The organism is Pseudomonas sp. FP2335, from assembly GCF_030687535.1.
GTDB lineage: Bacteria > Pseudomonadota > Gammaproteobacteria > Pseudomonadales > Pseudomonadaceae > Aquipseudomonas.
On record NZ_CP117437.1, the window covers coordinates 2,861,393 to 2,877,813 of the forward strand.

General features: G+C 58.8%; 7 protein-coding genes and 3 pseudogenes. 5 read left to right on the forward strand and 5 right to left on the reverse strand.

Annotated elements, in window-relative coordinates; all coding sequences use genetic code 11:
• Positions 1-3: 3 nt before the first annotated feature.
• Together cydB and cycA are read left to right on the forward strand one after the other, a co-directional pair.
• On the forward strand, positions 4-1,011 hold the full coding sequence (cydB, locus tag PSH81_RS12700) for a cytochrome d ubiquinol oxidase subunit II (RefSeq protein WP_305392672.1): 1,008 nt from the start codon (positions 4-6) through the stop codon (positions 1,009-1,011).
• Positions 1,012-1,053: 42 nt separating this feature from the next.
• Entirely contained in the window at positions 1,054-2,442 is a 1,389-nt protein-coding gene (cycA, locus tag PSH81_RS12705) for a D-serine/D-alanine/glycine transporter (protein WP_305392673.1), read from the forward strand.
• Between the two features lie 35 nt (positions 2,443-2,477).
• On the opposite strand, the pseudogene PSH81_RS12710 reads toward cycA, so the two are convergent.
• The 3 pseudogenes from PSH81_RS12710 to PSH81_RS12720 form a co-directional block, all read right to left on the reverse strand.
• A pseudogene (locus PSH81_RS12710) lies at positions 2,478-2,861 on the reverse strand (LysR substrate-binding domain-containing protein); the annotation flags it as partial.
• Positions 2,862-2,987: 126 nt separating this feature from the next.
• Positions 2,988-3,530: pseudogene (locus PSH81_RS12715) on the reverse strand (tyrosine-type recombinase/integrase); the annotation flags it as partial.
• 512 nt (positions 3,531-4,042) lie between these two features.
• Positions 4,043-4,254, reverse strand: a pseudogene (locus PSH81_RS12720) (transposase); the annotation flags it as partial.
• A 149-nt stretch (positions 4,255-4,403) separates the two neighbouring features.
• On the opposite strand from PSH81_RS12720, the gene PSH81_RS12725 reads away from it, so the two are divergent.
• The 3 genes from PSH81_RS12725 to PSH81_RS12735 are packed head-to-tail and all read left to right on the forward strand — an operon-like array spanning position 4,404 to position 10,379.
• Positions 4,404-5,774, forward strand: a complete 1,371-nt coding sequence (locus PSH81_RS12725; protein WP_305392674.1) for a hypothetical protein — start codon at positions 4,404-4,406, stop codon at positions 5,772-5,774.
• Complete coding sequence (locus PSH81_RS12730) at positions 5,771-7,663, forward strand: hypothetical protein (protein WP_305392675.1); 1,893 nt, start codon at positions 5,771-5,773, stop codon at positions 7,661-7,663. The genes PSH81_RS12725 and PSH81_RS12730 overlap by 4 nt, the downstream gene beginning before the upstream one ends.
• Positions 7,656-10,379, forward strand: coding sequence for a DEAD/DEAH box helicase (locus tag PSH81_RS12735; RefSeq protein WP_305392676.1), 2,724 nt, complete (start codon positions 7,656-7,658; stop codon positions 10,377-10,379). Before PSH81_RS12730 ends, PSH81_RS12735 begins: the two co-directional genes overlap by 8 nt.
• 151 nt (positions 10,380-10,530) lie before the next feature.
• Here PSH81_RS12735 and PSH81_RS12740 read toward each other — a convergent pair whose 3' ends face one another.
• Both PSH81_RS12740 and PSH81_RS12745 read right to left on the reverse strand, forming a co-directional pair.
• Complete coding sequence (locus PSH81_RS12740; protein WP_305392677.1) at positions 10,531-13,875, reverse strand: DUF2357 domain-containing protein; 3,345 nt, start codon at positions 13,873-13,875, stop codon at positions 10,531-10,533.
• Entirely contained in the window at positions 13,865-16,420 is a 2,556-nt protein-coding gene (locus PSH81_RS12745; RefSeq protein WP_305392678.1) for a chromosome partitioning protein ParA, read from the reverse strand. The genes PSH81_RS12740 and PSH81_RS12745 overlap by 11 nt, the downstream gene beginning before the upstream one ends.
• Between the last annotated feature and the right edge of the window lies 1 nt (position 16,421).

The following is a 16,421-nucleotide window of genomic DNA, read 5'->3' on the forward strand; positions in this document are numbered from 1 at the left end:
CTCATGGGTATCGACCTGCCGCTGATTTGGGCAATCATCATTATTTTTGGGGTGATGATGTATGTGGTCATGGACGGCTTCGACCTGGGCATCGGGATTCTTTTCCCGTTTGTACCCGCCGAGCGCGACCGTGACGTGATGATGAACACCGTTGCGCCTGTATGGGATGGCAATGAAACCTGGTTGGTGCTGGGTGGTGCCGCATTGTTTGGGGCGTTTCCGTTGGCCTATGCGGTGGTGCTCTCGGCGCTGTATCTGCCGCTGGTGCTGATGCTGGTCGGCTTGATCTTTCGAGGTGTGGCGTTCGAGTTTCGCTTCAAGGCGAGCAAGGCTAAACAGCACCTGTGGGACAAGGCATTTATCGGTGGCTCGCTGGTGGCGACCTTCTTCCAGGGCGTGGCCCTGGGCGCATTTATCGACGGCTTCAGCGTGGTTGACCGTGCTTATGCAGGTGGAGCTTTCGATTGGTTGACTCCGTTCAGTCTGTTCTGCGGCGCGGGCCTGGTGGTGGCCTACGCATTGCTGGGTTGCACCTGGCTGATCATGAAGACCGAGGGCCGGTTGCAAGACCAGATGCACCGTTTGGCCCGGCCCTTGGCGCTGGTGTTGTTGGCGGTGCTGGTGGTGGTGAGTATCTGGACGCCACTGGCCCACAGCGACATCGCGGCGCGCTGGTTCAGCCTGCCGAATATGCTGTGGTTTTTGCCCGTGCCTGTATTGGTCGCAGTGGTGCTGTTTTACCTGCTGCGCACCGTGGCGAACGGCGCGCATTACGCACCGTTCCTGCTGACGCTGGCCTTGGTGTTCCTTGGCTACAGCGGGCTGGGCATCAGCTTGTGGCCCAACATCATCCCACCGTCGATCTCGATCATTGAGGCGTCATCGCCGCCGCAGAGCCAGGGCTTTATGTTAGTCGGGGCGCTGTTCATCCTGCCGTTTATTCTCGGCTACACGTTCTGGAGCTACTACGTATTCCGCGGTAAGGTGCGCGCCGAAGACGGCTACCACTAGTCAGTACGCAATACCCGACTTACCGAAGCCCAGGATACCCGCATGAATGATGCAGCAGAGCAAGGCCATGGCGACCTCAAACGCAGCCTGTCGAACCGCCATATCCAACTGATCGCCCTGGGCGGCGCCATCGGCACCGGTTTGTTCATGGGCTCTGGCAAAAGCATCAGCTTGGCGGGGCCTTCGATTCTGTTTGTGTACATGATCATTGGCGCCATGCTGTTTTTCGTCATGCGGGCGATGGGGGAGTTGCTGCTGTCCAACCTAGAGTACAAGTCGTTCATCGACTTCGCGACGGACTTGCTGGGACCCTGGGCCGGCTTTTTCACAGGTTGGACCTATTGGTTGTGCTGGGTGGTCACCGGCATTGCCGATGTGATTGCGGTATCAGCCTACGCGCAGTTCTGGTTTCCGGACGCGCCGCAGTGGTTGCCTGCGTTATTGTGTGTCGGGCTGTTGCTGTCGCTCAATCTGATCACCGTCAAACTGTTTGGCGAAATCGAGTTCTGGTTTGCCATGATCAAACTCGTGGCGATTGCTGGACTGGTGGCCGTGGGTGCGCACTTGCTGGTGAGCTCCGGCACGTTGAGCGCGAGCCATGGGGCACGTCTGGATAATCTATGGAACGACGGCGGGATGTTTCCCCATGGCTGGATGGGCTTTTTCGCCGGTTTCCAAATCTCGATTTTTGCCTTTGTCGGCATCGAACTGGTCGGCACTGCGGCAGCCGAAACCCGCAACCCTCGGGTGACGTTGCCGCGCGCAATCAACTCGATACCGGTGCGCATCATCATTTTCTACGTGTTCGCACTAGCCACCATCATGGTGGTGACACCCTGGCGCGAAGTGGTGGCGGACAAGAGCCCGTTTGTTGAATTGTTTCTGATTGCTGGCCTGCCGGCTGCGGCGGCCTGGATCAATTTTGTGGTGCTGTCCTCGGCGGCTTCATCGGCCAACAGTGGAGTGTTTTCCACCAGCCGTATGCTTTTCGGGCTGGCGCTGGAGGGGGACGCGCCGCGTGCCTTTCAGCGGTTGTCCAAGCGTGCGGTGCCGTCCAATGGCTTGCTGTTTTCTTGCGCCTGCCTGCTGCTGGGCGCCATGCTGATCTACCTGATTCCTAACCTGATGCAGGCGTTCACCTTGATCACCACGCTGTCGGCGCTGCTGTTCATGTTTGTCTGGTCGATCATCCTGTTGTCTTACCTGGCTTATCGAAAGTCGCGCCCAGCCTTGCACCAGGCATCGGGCTATAAGATGCCGGGTGGAAGGTTGATGTGCTGGGTCACCCTGGCTTTTTTTGCCGGTGTGCTGGTGTTGCTCACGCTCAAGGACGACACGCGCCAGGCGTTGTACCTGGCGCCGGGGTGGTTTGTGTTGTTAGGGCTGGCGTACCGTGTAACGCTCAATCGTCGGACGCTCCATCTGCGATAACCCAGCACATGGTCGAGGGCGCAGAAGCGCTCCAGTGTCAGGGTCTTGCCTGATGCGTCAGGGTGATCGGCGCGCATCACGCACACATAGCGCTCCTCAAACAACGCCGCTGCGTGCAGGCCGGGCGCTGTGCTGTCCGGGGTGACGAGGGCCATATCGATATCACCGCGTTCCAGTTGACCGGGGAGTTGCTGCGCGTCCACCGGTTGCACGGCCATGCGGATATTTGGCGCCTGGGCGCGCAGGGCGGCGAGGAACGGCACGACCACAGCGCGCAAGGCGTAGTCGGTCGAAGCAATCGAAATCGTCATATCCGCTATGGCTGGATCAAAGGCTTGCGGCCGCAACAGGTGTTCAATATCGCCAAGCAGTTGCTTGACCGGCGCGGCCAGTTGTTCGGCGCGCAGGGTTGGCACCATGGTTGGAGGTAGAGGAGGGTTGCGACGTGTACGTATCGATTACGGCGTTGATGCCTGCGCGTTAAACGAATACTTGGGGGCGTCACCCTGGTTGACGGCGCGGCACTATGAATTGGGTGCTTACCGTCGCCGGGCCATGGCCATCGTGCTCTGGCGGCGCAGCTCCGTAGTGATTGTAGTGATGTGCTCCAGCCTGATCTCGCTGACCGGCTTTTTACCGATTGCGGGCAAGATGTGCTTGTTCAGCGCTCCGTTAAACCCCGTGATGGATTTGGTTACCAGTTCGGCAGACTTGAATGCCAGCCATTGCTTGGCTACGTATTCGAAGGTGCGCACCTCGTTGAGCAGGTGTGCTTCGATCTTGGCGGTCTTGGCCCTGAGCGGTGCGGTTTGGTTAGCCACATCGCGGCGTGCGCCGCGGGTAATGTCGCGCGCCTCCTTGAGACCAATGTCGGGGTAAGCCCCGATGGAGAAGCGGTTTTCCTTACCATGCAGTCGATACTTCAAGCGCCAGAACTTGGAGGGAGCTTTGCCGACCTTGCTCGACGCCCTCACCTCCAAGTAGAGACCAGGGACTTCGCCATCAGCGTGTTTGCCGGGTTCGGTCAGCGAGCGAACCAAGGCATCGCTGAGTTTTCGTTTGAAAACAGCCATGTTATCTGAGGGCATCGGTGGGGCCATCCTTTCTAAGGAACCGAAATTTGCCCCCCAATGATGCCCCCATGAGTCGTGGAATCCATTGGATTTAGACAGGCGGCAATGAACCTAAATTTCCAATAAGCGCTTGTTATAAAACAATTTTATGGGATTTTCTGGAACTCCATTACAGGCTATCTGGGTCCCCAAAAAACATTTTGACTGGGCTCTAGGACGGCAGTTTCAGGCAGAGAAAATTGAAATTTGCCCCCATTATTGCCCCCAACCGCACTGGATATGCGACCGACCGCTAATGGCGATTCCTGACAAATTCCAGTATGGCTCCGGGTGGCTTTCGGTGTACGCCCAACTGGGGTAGGGCAGGAACTGGAACGCCCAGACATTCTCCCTCGGTGACCTGGAACCAAAGCAGGTTATGCGTAGCCCAGTTCTTGTTCGGCTCCGCTAACGCAAAGTGGCCGGTGCGGTTGGGACATGTGTCGGGTAGCTAGGCGCAGTACGCGGGCGGTCGAATACGAGTGCCCGCGTGCTGCTGTAGAGTCGATTCATCCAAGTCTGCAAATAATCAAACCTTGCTCATCCAGCTAAGGCGTAAGCGTTTGAGTATCCGATCGAACGTTCTGTGGGTTCGCCAGCCCCAGAACCGTTGATACACTGTTGACCATGGGCCGAAGCGGTCTGGCATATCTCGCCAAGCAGCGCCGGTGCATAGCACCCAGAGCAAGCCATCGAGCACAGGGCATCTTGGCTTGAAAAATACCCTACTCGACGACGGCACCGGCCTTGACAGTTATAGTGGCAAAATGCAATTTTTCGGGCCGGGTTGGATCTAGCCAGCTTCAAGGGCGGATACAAAGGGATTGTCCGTTTTAGAGGTATCCGGGTGTGTTGCTAGATGCTTTTCTGACCGAGTACGACGAAAGCCTCGGTAATGAACTGAATATCGACCCCTTGGGGTTGCAGGTGATCTGGTCTGGGTTTGGCCAGCAGATTTTCAAGAACCGGATCAGTTCCATTTCCAACGATATCCGCAATTTCACCCTGAACCTGTTCAATCACTTCTTGATCAAGAGCCTGGTCGAGGACGACTCGATTGCGCTAGGCATCGGGTTGAGGAAAATCTACAACGGCAAACACGACCTCAAGTTCAAGCATGCCTGTTTGGTGTACTTGGAAAACCTCAACGTCTACAGCGTCATCGCCCATGAAAATACCGCGGGCCTCGAAACCACTGGCGTGCTGGGGATCAGCAAGGGGCGAAGAGGCTGGTTCGACAGTACAGGGAACCCTTCGCTCACCTTCAGCCATGTCCCCGAAGCGCAGGTGCTGGTTCGGCAAACCCTGCTGGGCGTGAGCGGCCGCTACAAGACGCCGTTGGTGGAAATGGGCTTCTTCGACCGTCACTATCGCTACAACCTGCCCACGGCCACGCTGCTGTGGAAAGACGTAGATGCGTTGATCAGCAACACTCCAACGCTTTTTCGTCTATACAACCTCCTGCGTCCTCACTTGAAAGACCTACTGGCAAGCAGTCGCAGCCAGCCTAAGACTGACTTCCAGGACATACCAGCAACGCTTCCCAAGGCTATGGTCGAGGCCTTTGCGTCATCGGCGGCGGTAGGTGCCAGAACATGCGATTTCTGGTTGTCCATCACAGGCCTGGATCGGGGTGCCCCGGGAGCCTTGTATAACGTGTTGAGTTCGCCCAAGCACGGCGACGGGTCTGCTGCGAAGGTCTTCGAGGAGGCGATGAAACAGCCGCTGGCAAAAGACGCACAGCGAAAGCTCGCGCATGTACGCTTGCTGGAACCGCTGCTCAGCGAGGTGGACCTGTTGTTCCACCTGATGCTGGCCGAGAAGACCCAGCCCGTCAGAAGGGTCTGGCAGCGCTGGAAAGCCTTGGGGCGTAATACCTCAACCCTGGCCACCTGTGCGGCTGCCATCAATGCAGACACGTCCATGACGACGGTGCTTTCCACTACCGGGCAAGCACGTCTGCAAAGTTTGTTGAACGTGGCAGGGCAGGGCGGCGCCGACGCACAGATGGACGCATTGTTGAGCTATCACGCGCTCATTATGGAAAGTCGTGGCCTGTCGCCATGGGTGACCCGGGAAGATGGTAACCAGCTAAAGATTTATGTGCGGCCCCGCAGTGAGCCGACCCCTGCCGAGCGACCGTTGGGTGGCTGGGTGCACCAGTACTACATTCCCCAGTTCCGGCACTTGCTTGCGGGCTTGCACGGGGTGGCCGCATGAAACTGATCGAGGCCTTCAAACAGCAACTGAAGGAAATGGGCGAGCTCAAACGCGTCTGGCTGACCACCTTCAACCTCAATCTGGGGTTTGTCGAATCCCATCTGCTGCCGGCAGTGCTGAATATGGACCCGCCGCGCAACCGCCTGGACTTCGAAGGCTTCCAGGCACACCTGGTTGAGAAAGACATAGACTTCCGGGTGTTCTGCGACAAGCGAATGATGGGGGCCGACCAGTACAAGCGCACGGCCATCAACGTTCACTGTGTATCTGTTCGCGCCCTGAACACTCACCCTGGTTTTACCGAGCACACGTTGTTTCATCCCAAGCTCATCTTTCTGGAGAGTAAGAAAGGGGACATGGTGTTGGGTGCGGGCAGCGCGAACCTGAGCGTCGGCGGCTGGGGGCGCAATCAGGAGGTGTTCACCTTCCAGCGCGTCTGCAATAACGAGCAATACAAGCAGATTCAGAGGTTCTTCGATGCCTTGGCCGGGCCTCTGGAACTTGAGCTCCGCTGGCGCACCCAGCCTCGTCTGGCCGAGGGGCCTGATTGGCAATTCGTGCACAGTTTCGACAAACGCACCTTCCTTGAGCATCTCATGGTGCAGGACCGCATCACCTCGCTGCAGGTCTGGTCCCCCTACCTGGCGGCCGACATGCCCGACTTGCTGGAGCGACTCCGGGCGCAATCAGGTAATCCTGATTTGAAGGTGGCTCTGGTCGCAGACCGCTTGGAGGGCCGGTACTTCCGGACGCCCTGGAGCGAAGCGTTGGCGGCCTGCATCGAGACGGACGCGCTCGCCTTCCACAAAAACCCGTCTGCGCCTGATCCGCTCACCGAAATCACCCATGCCAAGGCCTGGCTCTTTCACGCCCCTCATGGGGGGCGCCTGGCGATCGGCTCGTGGAACTTCACCCATGCCGGGACCAGCAGTTTTGATCAGCGCAATATCGAAGCCGGTATCGTGCTGAACGTCAAACGTAACGCAGACACGCTGGGAGCGCGCATTGACGTCACCGAGACCGATTTTGCCAGCGACCAGTTGTTGGCGGAGGATCGCCTGGATGTGCCGCAAGAGCTGCCCTTTGACCTGCAGGTGCACTACGACTGGAAGCGTGCTTGTTTTTCGGTATCAGGCAACTGGTGGGTAGACAAACCCGGCAATGTTTATTGGCTGAAGTTGCCGGGTGTAAGCGAACCGATACCCCTGCAGTGGCGCACACGGCGCCAGCAGGGCAAGTGGTTGCTGATACCGATCAAGCAGGTGACGCCGGATAACGAGGCCATGCTCGCCGACCATAGCTACGCCATTCTTCTGCGCAAGAAGGGCCCAGCGGTGTTTAGGGGCATCATTGTCGAGAGCGGCCAGTCGTTCCGGCGTGTACAAGGTTTCGAATCGCTGAAGGACCTGCTCGACAGCCTGGTGGCCGGGGTCGATCCGAACAGCGATACCAACACCGTGTTGCGTGCCTGCCTGCACAATGGTGCCGGGCCGGATGAGGACCCAACGACGCCTTCACCTGTCATCGAACAGGACGCGTTGTCTTACTTCCGGTTGTTCCAGGCAATCGAGCAGTATCGCGAGCGTTTGCGCGCAGCTTCCGATATCGAACAATGGGCATTCGTTCATCCGGGCTGCCTTCAGGAACTGGCGGCCAAGGCACGCCAGCAGATTCGCGGCAGCCAGCCCAGCGTGTTCAACTGGTTCCTGGCCCAGGAGGTCAATTCGCTTCACCAACTGGCCGCTGGGCTGTACCGCAAGGCCGGGCACCGTAAGCCTGGGGATGAACTGTGGTCGACACTGAGGGTGCAGACTCCGCGCTTGCCAAAGGAGCTGCAAAGAAAGCTGGCCTATGTTCGCCGCGTGCAGAAGGAGTGTGGCTATGCGTGAAATCGACTGGGGTGGTTTGAAGCCGGAACAGGTCGCGAACTGGATCAACTTCGACGCAGGCAATGACGCGTGGCAGTACTCGGGCCAGGACATCTCCATGCCCGCCCGGCAAATCGAAGGTGTTGCCGGTTTGTGGAACAAGTTGTCCATGCACAATGTGGCATTGCTGGCCGATGAGGTCGGCATGGGCAAGACGTTCCAGGCACTGGGCATCATCGCGTTGCTGTGGAAGCTGAAGCCCAATGCCAAGGTGCTGGTCATGGCTCCCAGGGAAGACATCTGCCACCAGTGGGCGCGTGAGTATGCCGCGTTCCTACGCGATCACTATAAAGGCGGTTCGCACCTGACCTGCAATGGGCCTGAGAAAAAGCCGTTGCACGAGGCGCAGATTTACAAGCGGCTTCGTGAACTGAGTGATGCGGTTAAGGAGGGCAGCGGGCAGTTTTACTTCACCACTATCCATTCCCTCAGCAACCTGGTTGAGTGGCATGACAAGCAATCGGGTGATGTGGCCGGCAAAGCCCAGGTTGAGGCTGCCAGGATTCACCGTGAGCTCAAGTCATCGCTGGGAAACAAGGGTTTCGACCTAGTCGTGGTGGATGAGGCTCATTATTTCCGTAATGCCGATGGCGGTTCTCAACGTGCCAAGGCCGCACGCAAGTTCTTCGGGGAAGTGGGGGGGCGGCTCGGGCAGAAAGTTTTGTTGCTTACCGCGACGCCCAGCCATTCCTCGCTTCGGGACATAGCCTCCATTCTCGGCTACTTCATCGACCCACCGGCTGACGGGTCGCAACCCGCTCCGGATAAGCTGCTGACCCAGTATGCATTGCGTCGTTTGCGCCTGATGCAGGGGGCTGAGGGTTACCGTAACAAATATAACTACCGTCATGAAAAAACGCTGCCAGCCAGTTTCCATAACAACCCCGAGGCCGAGATGTTTTTCGCGCTGTACCAGAAGAAGCTGGTGCAGCAACAAGGCCATAAAAGTGGCGGCCGCAGGTTCCTGTACGGCTATCTCGAAGGCTTCGAGTCCGTTGGTACCCAGCCAGGTAGCGCGGCCAGCGCGACCGCACCGCTGGAACAGGAACATTCCGCTCAGGCATTTTCCGGTGCCCCGGATACGGGGATCCTGACTCAGCTTACCCAGCTGCACCGTGAGTACTTCCAAAGCCACCCTGATCATCCCAAGTACGACACGTTGATGCTTGAATGCCAGCCCGAGGATGTCTTCGACACGCGAATACCATTGCACGAGCACAAGCACCTGGTATTTGTGCGGCGGATCGCTTCGGTGCGGGAAATTACCCAGCGCATGAACGCGGACAGTGACCTGAAGCTGGCGCTGCGTATCGTCCAGGCCTGGCGTCCGGAAGACTCGGAAAGGCTGTTGAAGGGGTGGCAGAAGAAGAACTGGTCGCGGGCGTTTTTCAGCCGGTATGTCTGCCAGCAGACGGCCGAAGAATCGGACGACCAGGATCTTCTTCACGATGACGACCAGGCGCAAGCCATTGATGGCCTGGAGGGTGATGAAAAACTGGCCTCGCACATTGCTGACCTGTTCGTAGTCAAGAAACAGGGAAAGGACCGCAGTACGGATTGCTCGAACTTCAGCTTGCGCTTGCGCAAGCCGGACAGTCTGTTTTCGTTGTTGCTGGAGCCGGCAAGTGACTACCGCAAGGGCGGATACACCGGGTATGACCGCAAGCGTGTGGGCGAGCGTAATCGGGACGACTATGGCGGTGCGGCGCTGCGAGCGCGTCTTGTGCTGCACGGGGAACACGCGTCGCCAGCGGGTGAACAATACGAAGAAATGATGCCGACCTTGTGGGGCCTGATGTATGAAGGGTTGCCTGATGCCACACGCCGGCGGCTGGAGGCGTGGTTGGCGCTTGGGCCACACGGCCGAGCGATTGCAGAAAATTTCGCCAATTATGTAAAAGCGGGTTTTCTGTTTGCCAGCCCGGTCATCATTGAGCTCTACAGTTGGTTCACGCTGTTTCGTCGCCAGCATGCGGGGGGCGATGCTCAACGCCGTTATCTGGATTTCATCGATTGGCTGAGCCCGCGCCTTCACGACTCGTCGATTCGGCAGTACTTCATTGCGGCCTTGGATTGCTTCGAGCAGATCTGTGGAAAGATCACGGCCCACGGGCTGGCCGACTGGAAAAAAGACTGGCGTATCCTTACCAGCCTGCAAAGCCCTGCCTGGTATGCCAGTAGTCATTCTGGCGATCGCCGGCGCTTGATTCTCGGTTTTAACAGCCCGTTCTACCCCAACGTGCTGGTAGCGACTTCGGTCTTTCAGGAGGGTGTGAACCTGCATCTTCAATGCAGCAAGGTGCACCACTACGGAATTGCCTGGACACCCGGTGACAACGAGCAGCGTGTCGGGCGTGTGGACAGGTTGTTCGGCCGGGTGAACCGGCAATTGCAGGAGAAGGGCGAGGCTGAGCTGGCGATCCACTATCCCTATCTCGCGCAGTCGTTCGACCAGGAACAACTGGCTTCATTCGTGATTCTCAAATACGCGGTCGAGGCGCGCATGGATGCCTGCCGACATACGTCGTTCGATGATGAAATCGACTTGCGCCATGTTGCCGATGACTGGAAGCGATACCTGCGAACGCCAGTGAAGGGGATGGATTCGGCGGACCCGTTCCCTGCGTGTTTTGGCACGGGGTCGGTTCCATTGGAGGCCTATAATCCGATTGAGTGAGGTTGGGAAGGTAGTTGCTGAGCTGGGCATACGGACACAGCATGCCCAGCAAGCGCGGCCTTCCCGTTATTCCCGCGTACGAAGCCTTCCAACGCCCATCGTCGACCACAACCTCACCAAACCCAGGCACCTTCGCCTGGGTTTGCGCTGATCATGCGTCCTGACTGTCGGAAATTCTGGTTATGTGGATCGCGTTCGCGCCATCGTCGCCGGTCAGATAAAGGCGCAGGGCAAAAAGCAAGTCCGGGGTATGATCACCTTCGGGTTTTTCGATATTGATCTGTACCCGGCAAGACAAAGCGACAGTCGATTGTGCAACGAGTTCGCTCACCCGCTCGACGCTGCGGGCCAAGGCCTTGGTAATCTGCTGATGAGGCTGGAGCAACATCCTCAGTTGCATATCCGCTGCATCTCGCGTTCGAAGCACACCCAGCAGGAGTTCAAGTAACTCGGTGGTTGTGCGCATCCAGTTGACAGCAGCTCTGTTGTCATCGGCACCTTTTATCCCCGGGCATGGATTGATCTGCCCCAACGCCAGGTTGAGAGACTTCAGCACCATTGTCATTTGGGTCGCTTCGAATTGTTCAACGAAGTGCCGGTCTCGCCAGATCGCACAAGCAAAGGTGCGCAGAACGCTTTCCGTGATGTTGCGCATGAGGCCCGAGAAAAGCGCCCGCTGCCAGGGTTGATCCAGGCGTCCCAGGGCGAAGCCAATGGCTTGTGGGTTGCGAATGCTGCCGTTCTCGAGCTGCCCGGACAGATGCTGGATGAAGCCACGTGGGACGTCCTTGTGCATGCAACACATCAGCACGAGAATTACGCTTTTCACCGACGTTGGAAAATCGTTTTCCTGCAGCAGAGAAATGAGGTAATCGATATTGCTGCGGGCTGCTTTGGCAAAAACACCGGGGCAGTCGATATCGTCGATGGAGCGACCATCGCGCCATATCTGGATGATGGGGTAATAGACAGATTTGCGGATCTGGATAACGAGATTCTTGCTGGTTGTTTCGTCGAACCGCTTGAGTCGTTCCACCTCCTCGTGATACTCGCTGGCAACCCGACGGCCAGAGCATTTGCCGCCCTGCTCATGGCGTTCGTATGAAATGGTGTCGCCAACGCCAAAGTCCGTGTACACATGTCCGTCCAAGATATTTTTCTGATGGACGAACACTCGTTCCTGAGTGGCTCTGGTGGTAGCGAACGTGAAATAGCCTCCGTTCTTGTCAGGGCACCACTCCTTGTTGATCACGGCCTTGGCCCTGACCTTGGAACGTATGTAGATATCCTGGTCCAGTCGTGCGATCGCGCGGGTTATCCAGTTGAGCAAGTCAGTGGTTTCACTGCTGCCGGGTTTTGGCAAATGACGTAGATCGGCCCAGGCCATCGGAGCGGGGTACTCCGGAGCGGGGGCATCGGTGACGACCAGGTCCCTGGTACGTCGCCAGGTAGCCTGCACCTGTGCAAACGCGCCATTGCGCGGCATGAAGGTCAGCTGATAGGGGGCGTCCGCACCGTATTCGAACGTCAGGTGGAGCGCACAGTCGACACTTTCCTTAAGTGGAAACGCGCAGGAGTCTAGGCGGGCCGAGTAGCCCAAGTTTTCGCGGCTGTCGCCCAGGAAGAGGGGGAACTGGTAGAACGGCCTGTCCGCCGGGAGGGTGAAATCTTCCTTTACCTCTATGCTGACTGGCCTGCCACGGATCGGCGTGACCGTCGTGCCACGGGACACCAGCTGGAAGAGCTGAGGACGTCCGTCCTTGAACACCTTGATCGTCAGTTCAGGTATCTCGTCGCGCCACAGGGGGATATCTCCCGCACGTTGTTGCAGCGTATGAAAATGAAGGCCTCCGGATACCGGGCTTTGCGTCAAGGTGATGGCGAAGGCGAAGCCGCCGATGCGCGGGTCCTGTTTCAGCACCGAGTTGTCGAGGGCGGGAGGCCTGGCGGCGATAGCTGGCGATTGCCATTGGCTCTGGCCATCGATGGACGTAATGGCGCAGCCGGGTTCCGACTCATCCGCTAGGGTGTCCGAAATGATCACCGAAGGATGCCGCTCCCAGTAGAAACCTCTGGTTTCCGGGAGTTTGTCCTTAAGGGCCGGGTCGAGCCTGGCGACCAGTTTCGTGACGCAGGTTTTGCCGCCGACATTGTCGATCACGACTATCGGATAGCCAGCGCTCACTTTCGAGTAGTCCACGTGTTGAATCGCAGCGGCAATACTGCGCGGCAGGGGCACTGCGCCCTGGAAGCGAGCATTGAGATTGCGTCGGGTGACGTCGAGTTCGAAATCATTGAGGACATCGGGCACGAGCCAGATCAGCGTGTCGTGCCTGAACATCTCCTGCAGCCTGCCGGTGAAGGCGTGTGCGGCGCGCTCCAAGTGCTCGTGCGCGGCTTGGGAGAAGAACAGGTCCGTCGGGAATAGGGTCGTCACCTGCGGGTGCCGATAGATCGCGTCGGAGGTAAACAGGTCGAGTGCTACCTCGGCATCCTCGCCTTGCCATAGTTGCCATGCAAAAGAACCAGGTAGGTGCCTGGCCATTTTGCCCGCAGCATAGCGTGGGAGTGAGGTCGCCAGATCGACGCACACCGGTGTATGGATTTCGATCCTGGCGCCGCGCTTGATCTTTTCCTGTACCGACTGCATCGCGACGCTGTTGAACCAAGGGCGGATCTCGCAGGTATCGAAGTTGAAGAAAACCGGCATGTCCGCCAGGCAGTGGCGGCCCTCGCTCCATATACGGCTGTAGGTGATCCAGCGATGCCGGGTCTGGCGACGTGCGTGGACCTCGGACAGGTCGCGAGCAGTGTCATCCTCCAGGGACTGCAGCCAACGCCAGGCGTCCCATACCTGTCGGTAATCGCGATGTGACAAAAGCGTGTTGTTGGGCGGCAGGTTCTCCCAGCGGCCAATGTCCCGCGCTTCGCCGGAGCGCAGCCAGGACAGAATCGTCAACAACAGGTCGTTCTGGTGTTCATGGCGCTCGACGCACAGCTCCAGGTATTGCGCCAGACGCACCATGCATGCTTTGAACAGGCGGTTCTCCGGCAGGTCGACGGATTGGGAGCGCCGAACGCCTTGCAGATAGGGGTTGCCTGCTAGCTTTTCCTTCAGTGTGCGTCCCGGGCGATTGCTCAGCTTGATGAAGCTGTTGGCATCGAGTTCGCGTACCGCATGGGCGGGCAGTAAAGCGTGTTCCCGGCGAGGAGCCTCGTTGAGGCAGTGGACAAGCCGATCCACCGCCGCGCTGCAATGTTCGGTGATGCGCCACAGGCGGTCGCGGTACGGGGACCCGGCCTCGGGCGGTGAGTACCCTTCGATCCTGGCCAGAAACACCGACAGCGATTGCGGCAATGCCTGCCCGCTCCTGGGGTCGAAGTCGACGGCATGGCAGAACCAGTCCGACTGCTTGAGCACCTCGCTGATGGCGGTGCTGTCGTGCGCCTTGTTGCGGGGCACGGAGTCAAGGCTCGACAGGTGCTCACTGGTCATGGCCGGTGATTCCCCCTTTCCTGGTGTTCTGCTCCAACGTCTTGCGCAGTTCGTCTCGTTTCTCCGGGGACCTCAGGTTCCAAGCCCTACGGCGCTCGTCAGGATCTGTCAGGCCGATGTTGAACAGTGACGGCGGTTCTTCCTGGGTGTTCGAGGCTGTGGGGGCAGGGTGGTCGACCTGTGTCGGCGCTGTTGACGAACCAGGCGCGTTGAGGTAGTTCGCCGATTGCCAGATGAACTGGCCGTAGCCCAGTTCGCAGGCAATATCGAAGTCCTCGGTGAGGTGGAAAGGACGGCCAGCGATGCCCCTGTCCAACTGGTGGCGGATCTTGTCGAGGCAGTCGGTCTTGCTCTTGCCGCGGGTGTCGATGCCGCGGAGCTTGGGCATGACCTTCTGTACCAGCTGGTCTTCGAACGCAGTATGCATCGCCTCGGCAAGTCGGGATGGGGAGTTGTCATTCTTCGCCGCCCGGACCTCCGGGTAGTTGGCCATGTAGTACTCAATGGATTGCCATACTCGATGGCCAAGTGCCCGGCCAGCCACGCAGAGTGCTCCATTCAACGCCTCTATGAAGGCCATGTACGGCTTGACTTCGTCTTCCGAGAAGCTGCTGCCCTTTGCCAGCCAGCTTTGCCAGACGGATTTGTGCAGCGCCGGGCCGCGATTGCGCTCATCGAGCGGCAGCAATTTCAGGCGGCGTTTCAATTCGGTCGGCCGCGGGAAATTGACGATGATGGAGCGGTCCAGCACCTTGTCGGAAAGAGACTTGGTGGTTTCATCCTGGTTCATCGTTCCAGTCCACAACACATTCCGGCCCAGCGGTAGTCTGTAGGCTGGCATGCCTGCGCCGACCTTCACCGGCAGCCAGGGCACGTCGCTGCCCTTCCTGCCACGGCGCAGTTCGAGCTTGCTCAGGAATTCGGCAAAGTACAGCTCCGGATGGGCAAGGTTCATCTCGTCGAGCAGGACCAGGCACATGGCCTCGGACAGGCCGGGGTAGTCCTCGCTCCAGGGCTTCTGGCTCTGTGCGAGGAAGTTCAGCACCGGTTGGGCGTCGAATTTGTTGTCGATTGAGTTGAAGAAGCCGAGCATGGACTCCTGCGAGTCCCAGTTTGGCTGCACCGACAGCGGTTCGAAGAAAATGCCGCCGAAGTGGGCGTACAGGCGCGGCAGTTCGGACTTGCCGGTACCGGAGACGCCCGAGAGCACGGTCAGGGGCGACCACTCTGCGGTCTTCAGGGCCGTGTGGAAGGCGTTGAGGATCCGTGGGTTGAAACTCAGGCCGTAGTGACTGCACGCATTGCCGATACCTTTGAGCCAGGTCAGCTCGTCGATCTGCGCCTTCACCGGCGGCCTGGCTCGGTCCACGGCAAAATGTGGTCGTTCGATTTCCTTGTGCCGCGCCTCGACCTCGGCAGGGCGTTCATAAGCGCCCCGCAGCCGGTCGAGCTCGACTTGCGCTTCGTTTGCCGCGCCTTCGAAGATCGAAGCCTTTTGCATCAATGACTGGTTTTCCGCAGTGAGCTCGGAGTTCTTCCGGCGTAGCTGAGCGACCTGCTCATACTCCGCTTCCCTGATCGCGATCTGTCGCTCAAGCTCATCCGCCCGGGCCTTGTGGGCCTTGGTTTCGCTTTCAAGCGCGCGGGTTCTGTCGCGCATCTCCTCGGTGGGCCGGTTGGCGAGCTCTTCGCGCAGGCGCGTCAGCTCATCTGTCTGGCTGTTTAGGTCTCGCAGGATCTCGGATGGGTCCGTGTCCCCGAGCTGGCGTTTCAGCAGCTCGAACACGCCCAGCAAGTCGGCCTGTGTGGAGACGGTATCACGCAGACGCCGGTTGTCCTCGATGCAGGACTGCTTCTGCATTTCCAGTGAACGGCGCGCTTCCTCCAGGTTGCTCTCGAGTTCGTCCGCGAATTTGTCACTACGCCGCCTGGCTTGCTCTTCGAGCCGTTGCTCCTTGCGTTCCAGGTTGCGCTCGGCGGATTCCAGCTCCATCGCTCGCCCGTGCACTTCGCCCTGCAGCGCGGTCAACGCCCCCTTCTGCCTTGCCAGCTCGGACACTTCTGCATCCAGTCGCGCGCGGGCCTCGTCCTGTTGTCTGGTCCAGGCCTCACGCTGCCTGCTGAGTTCGTCTCGGATGCGTTCGCGCTCGGCGTCACCGGCCGCGGACACCTCCGACAGGCGCCTGGCCCGTAGATTGGCAAGCTCTTCTTCCAGAGCCGATAGCTGCTGCTCCCGGATTTCCGAAATCCGGCGCTCGCCCTCGGCGCGTTTCTGGCGTAGTTCCGCGCTCAAGGCGACGCGCTCTTCGTCATGGATCGCTGCGCGTTGCTGTTCGGCGGCCTTGAACTGATCCACTTGCTGGCGGAGATCTGCAGCCTGGTTGGCGAGGTTCTTGCGCTCCGTAGCTATCCGCTGTTTTTCTTCCTCCAGGGCATGTTGGCTCTTGGCAACAGCGGCTTCGCGGAGCGCGATCTCGGTGTCGCGCAGCAACTGAGCGGCGACATCCTGCTTCAAGACGTCATCCCTGTTGTCGGAGTGCTCCATT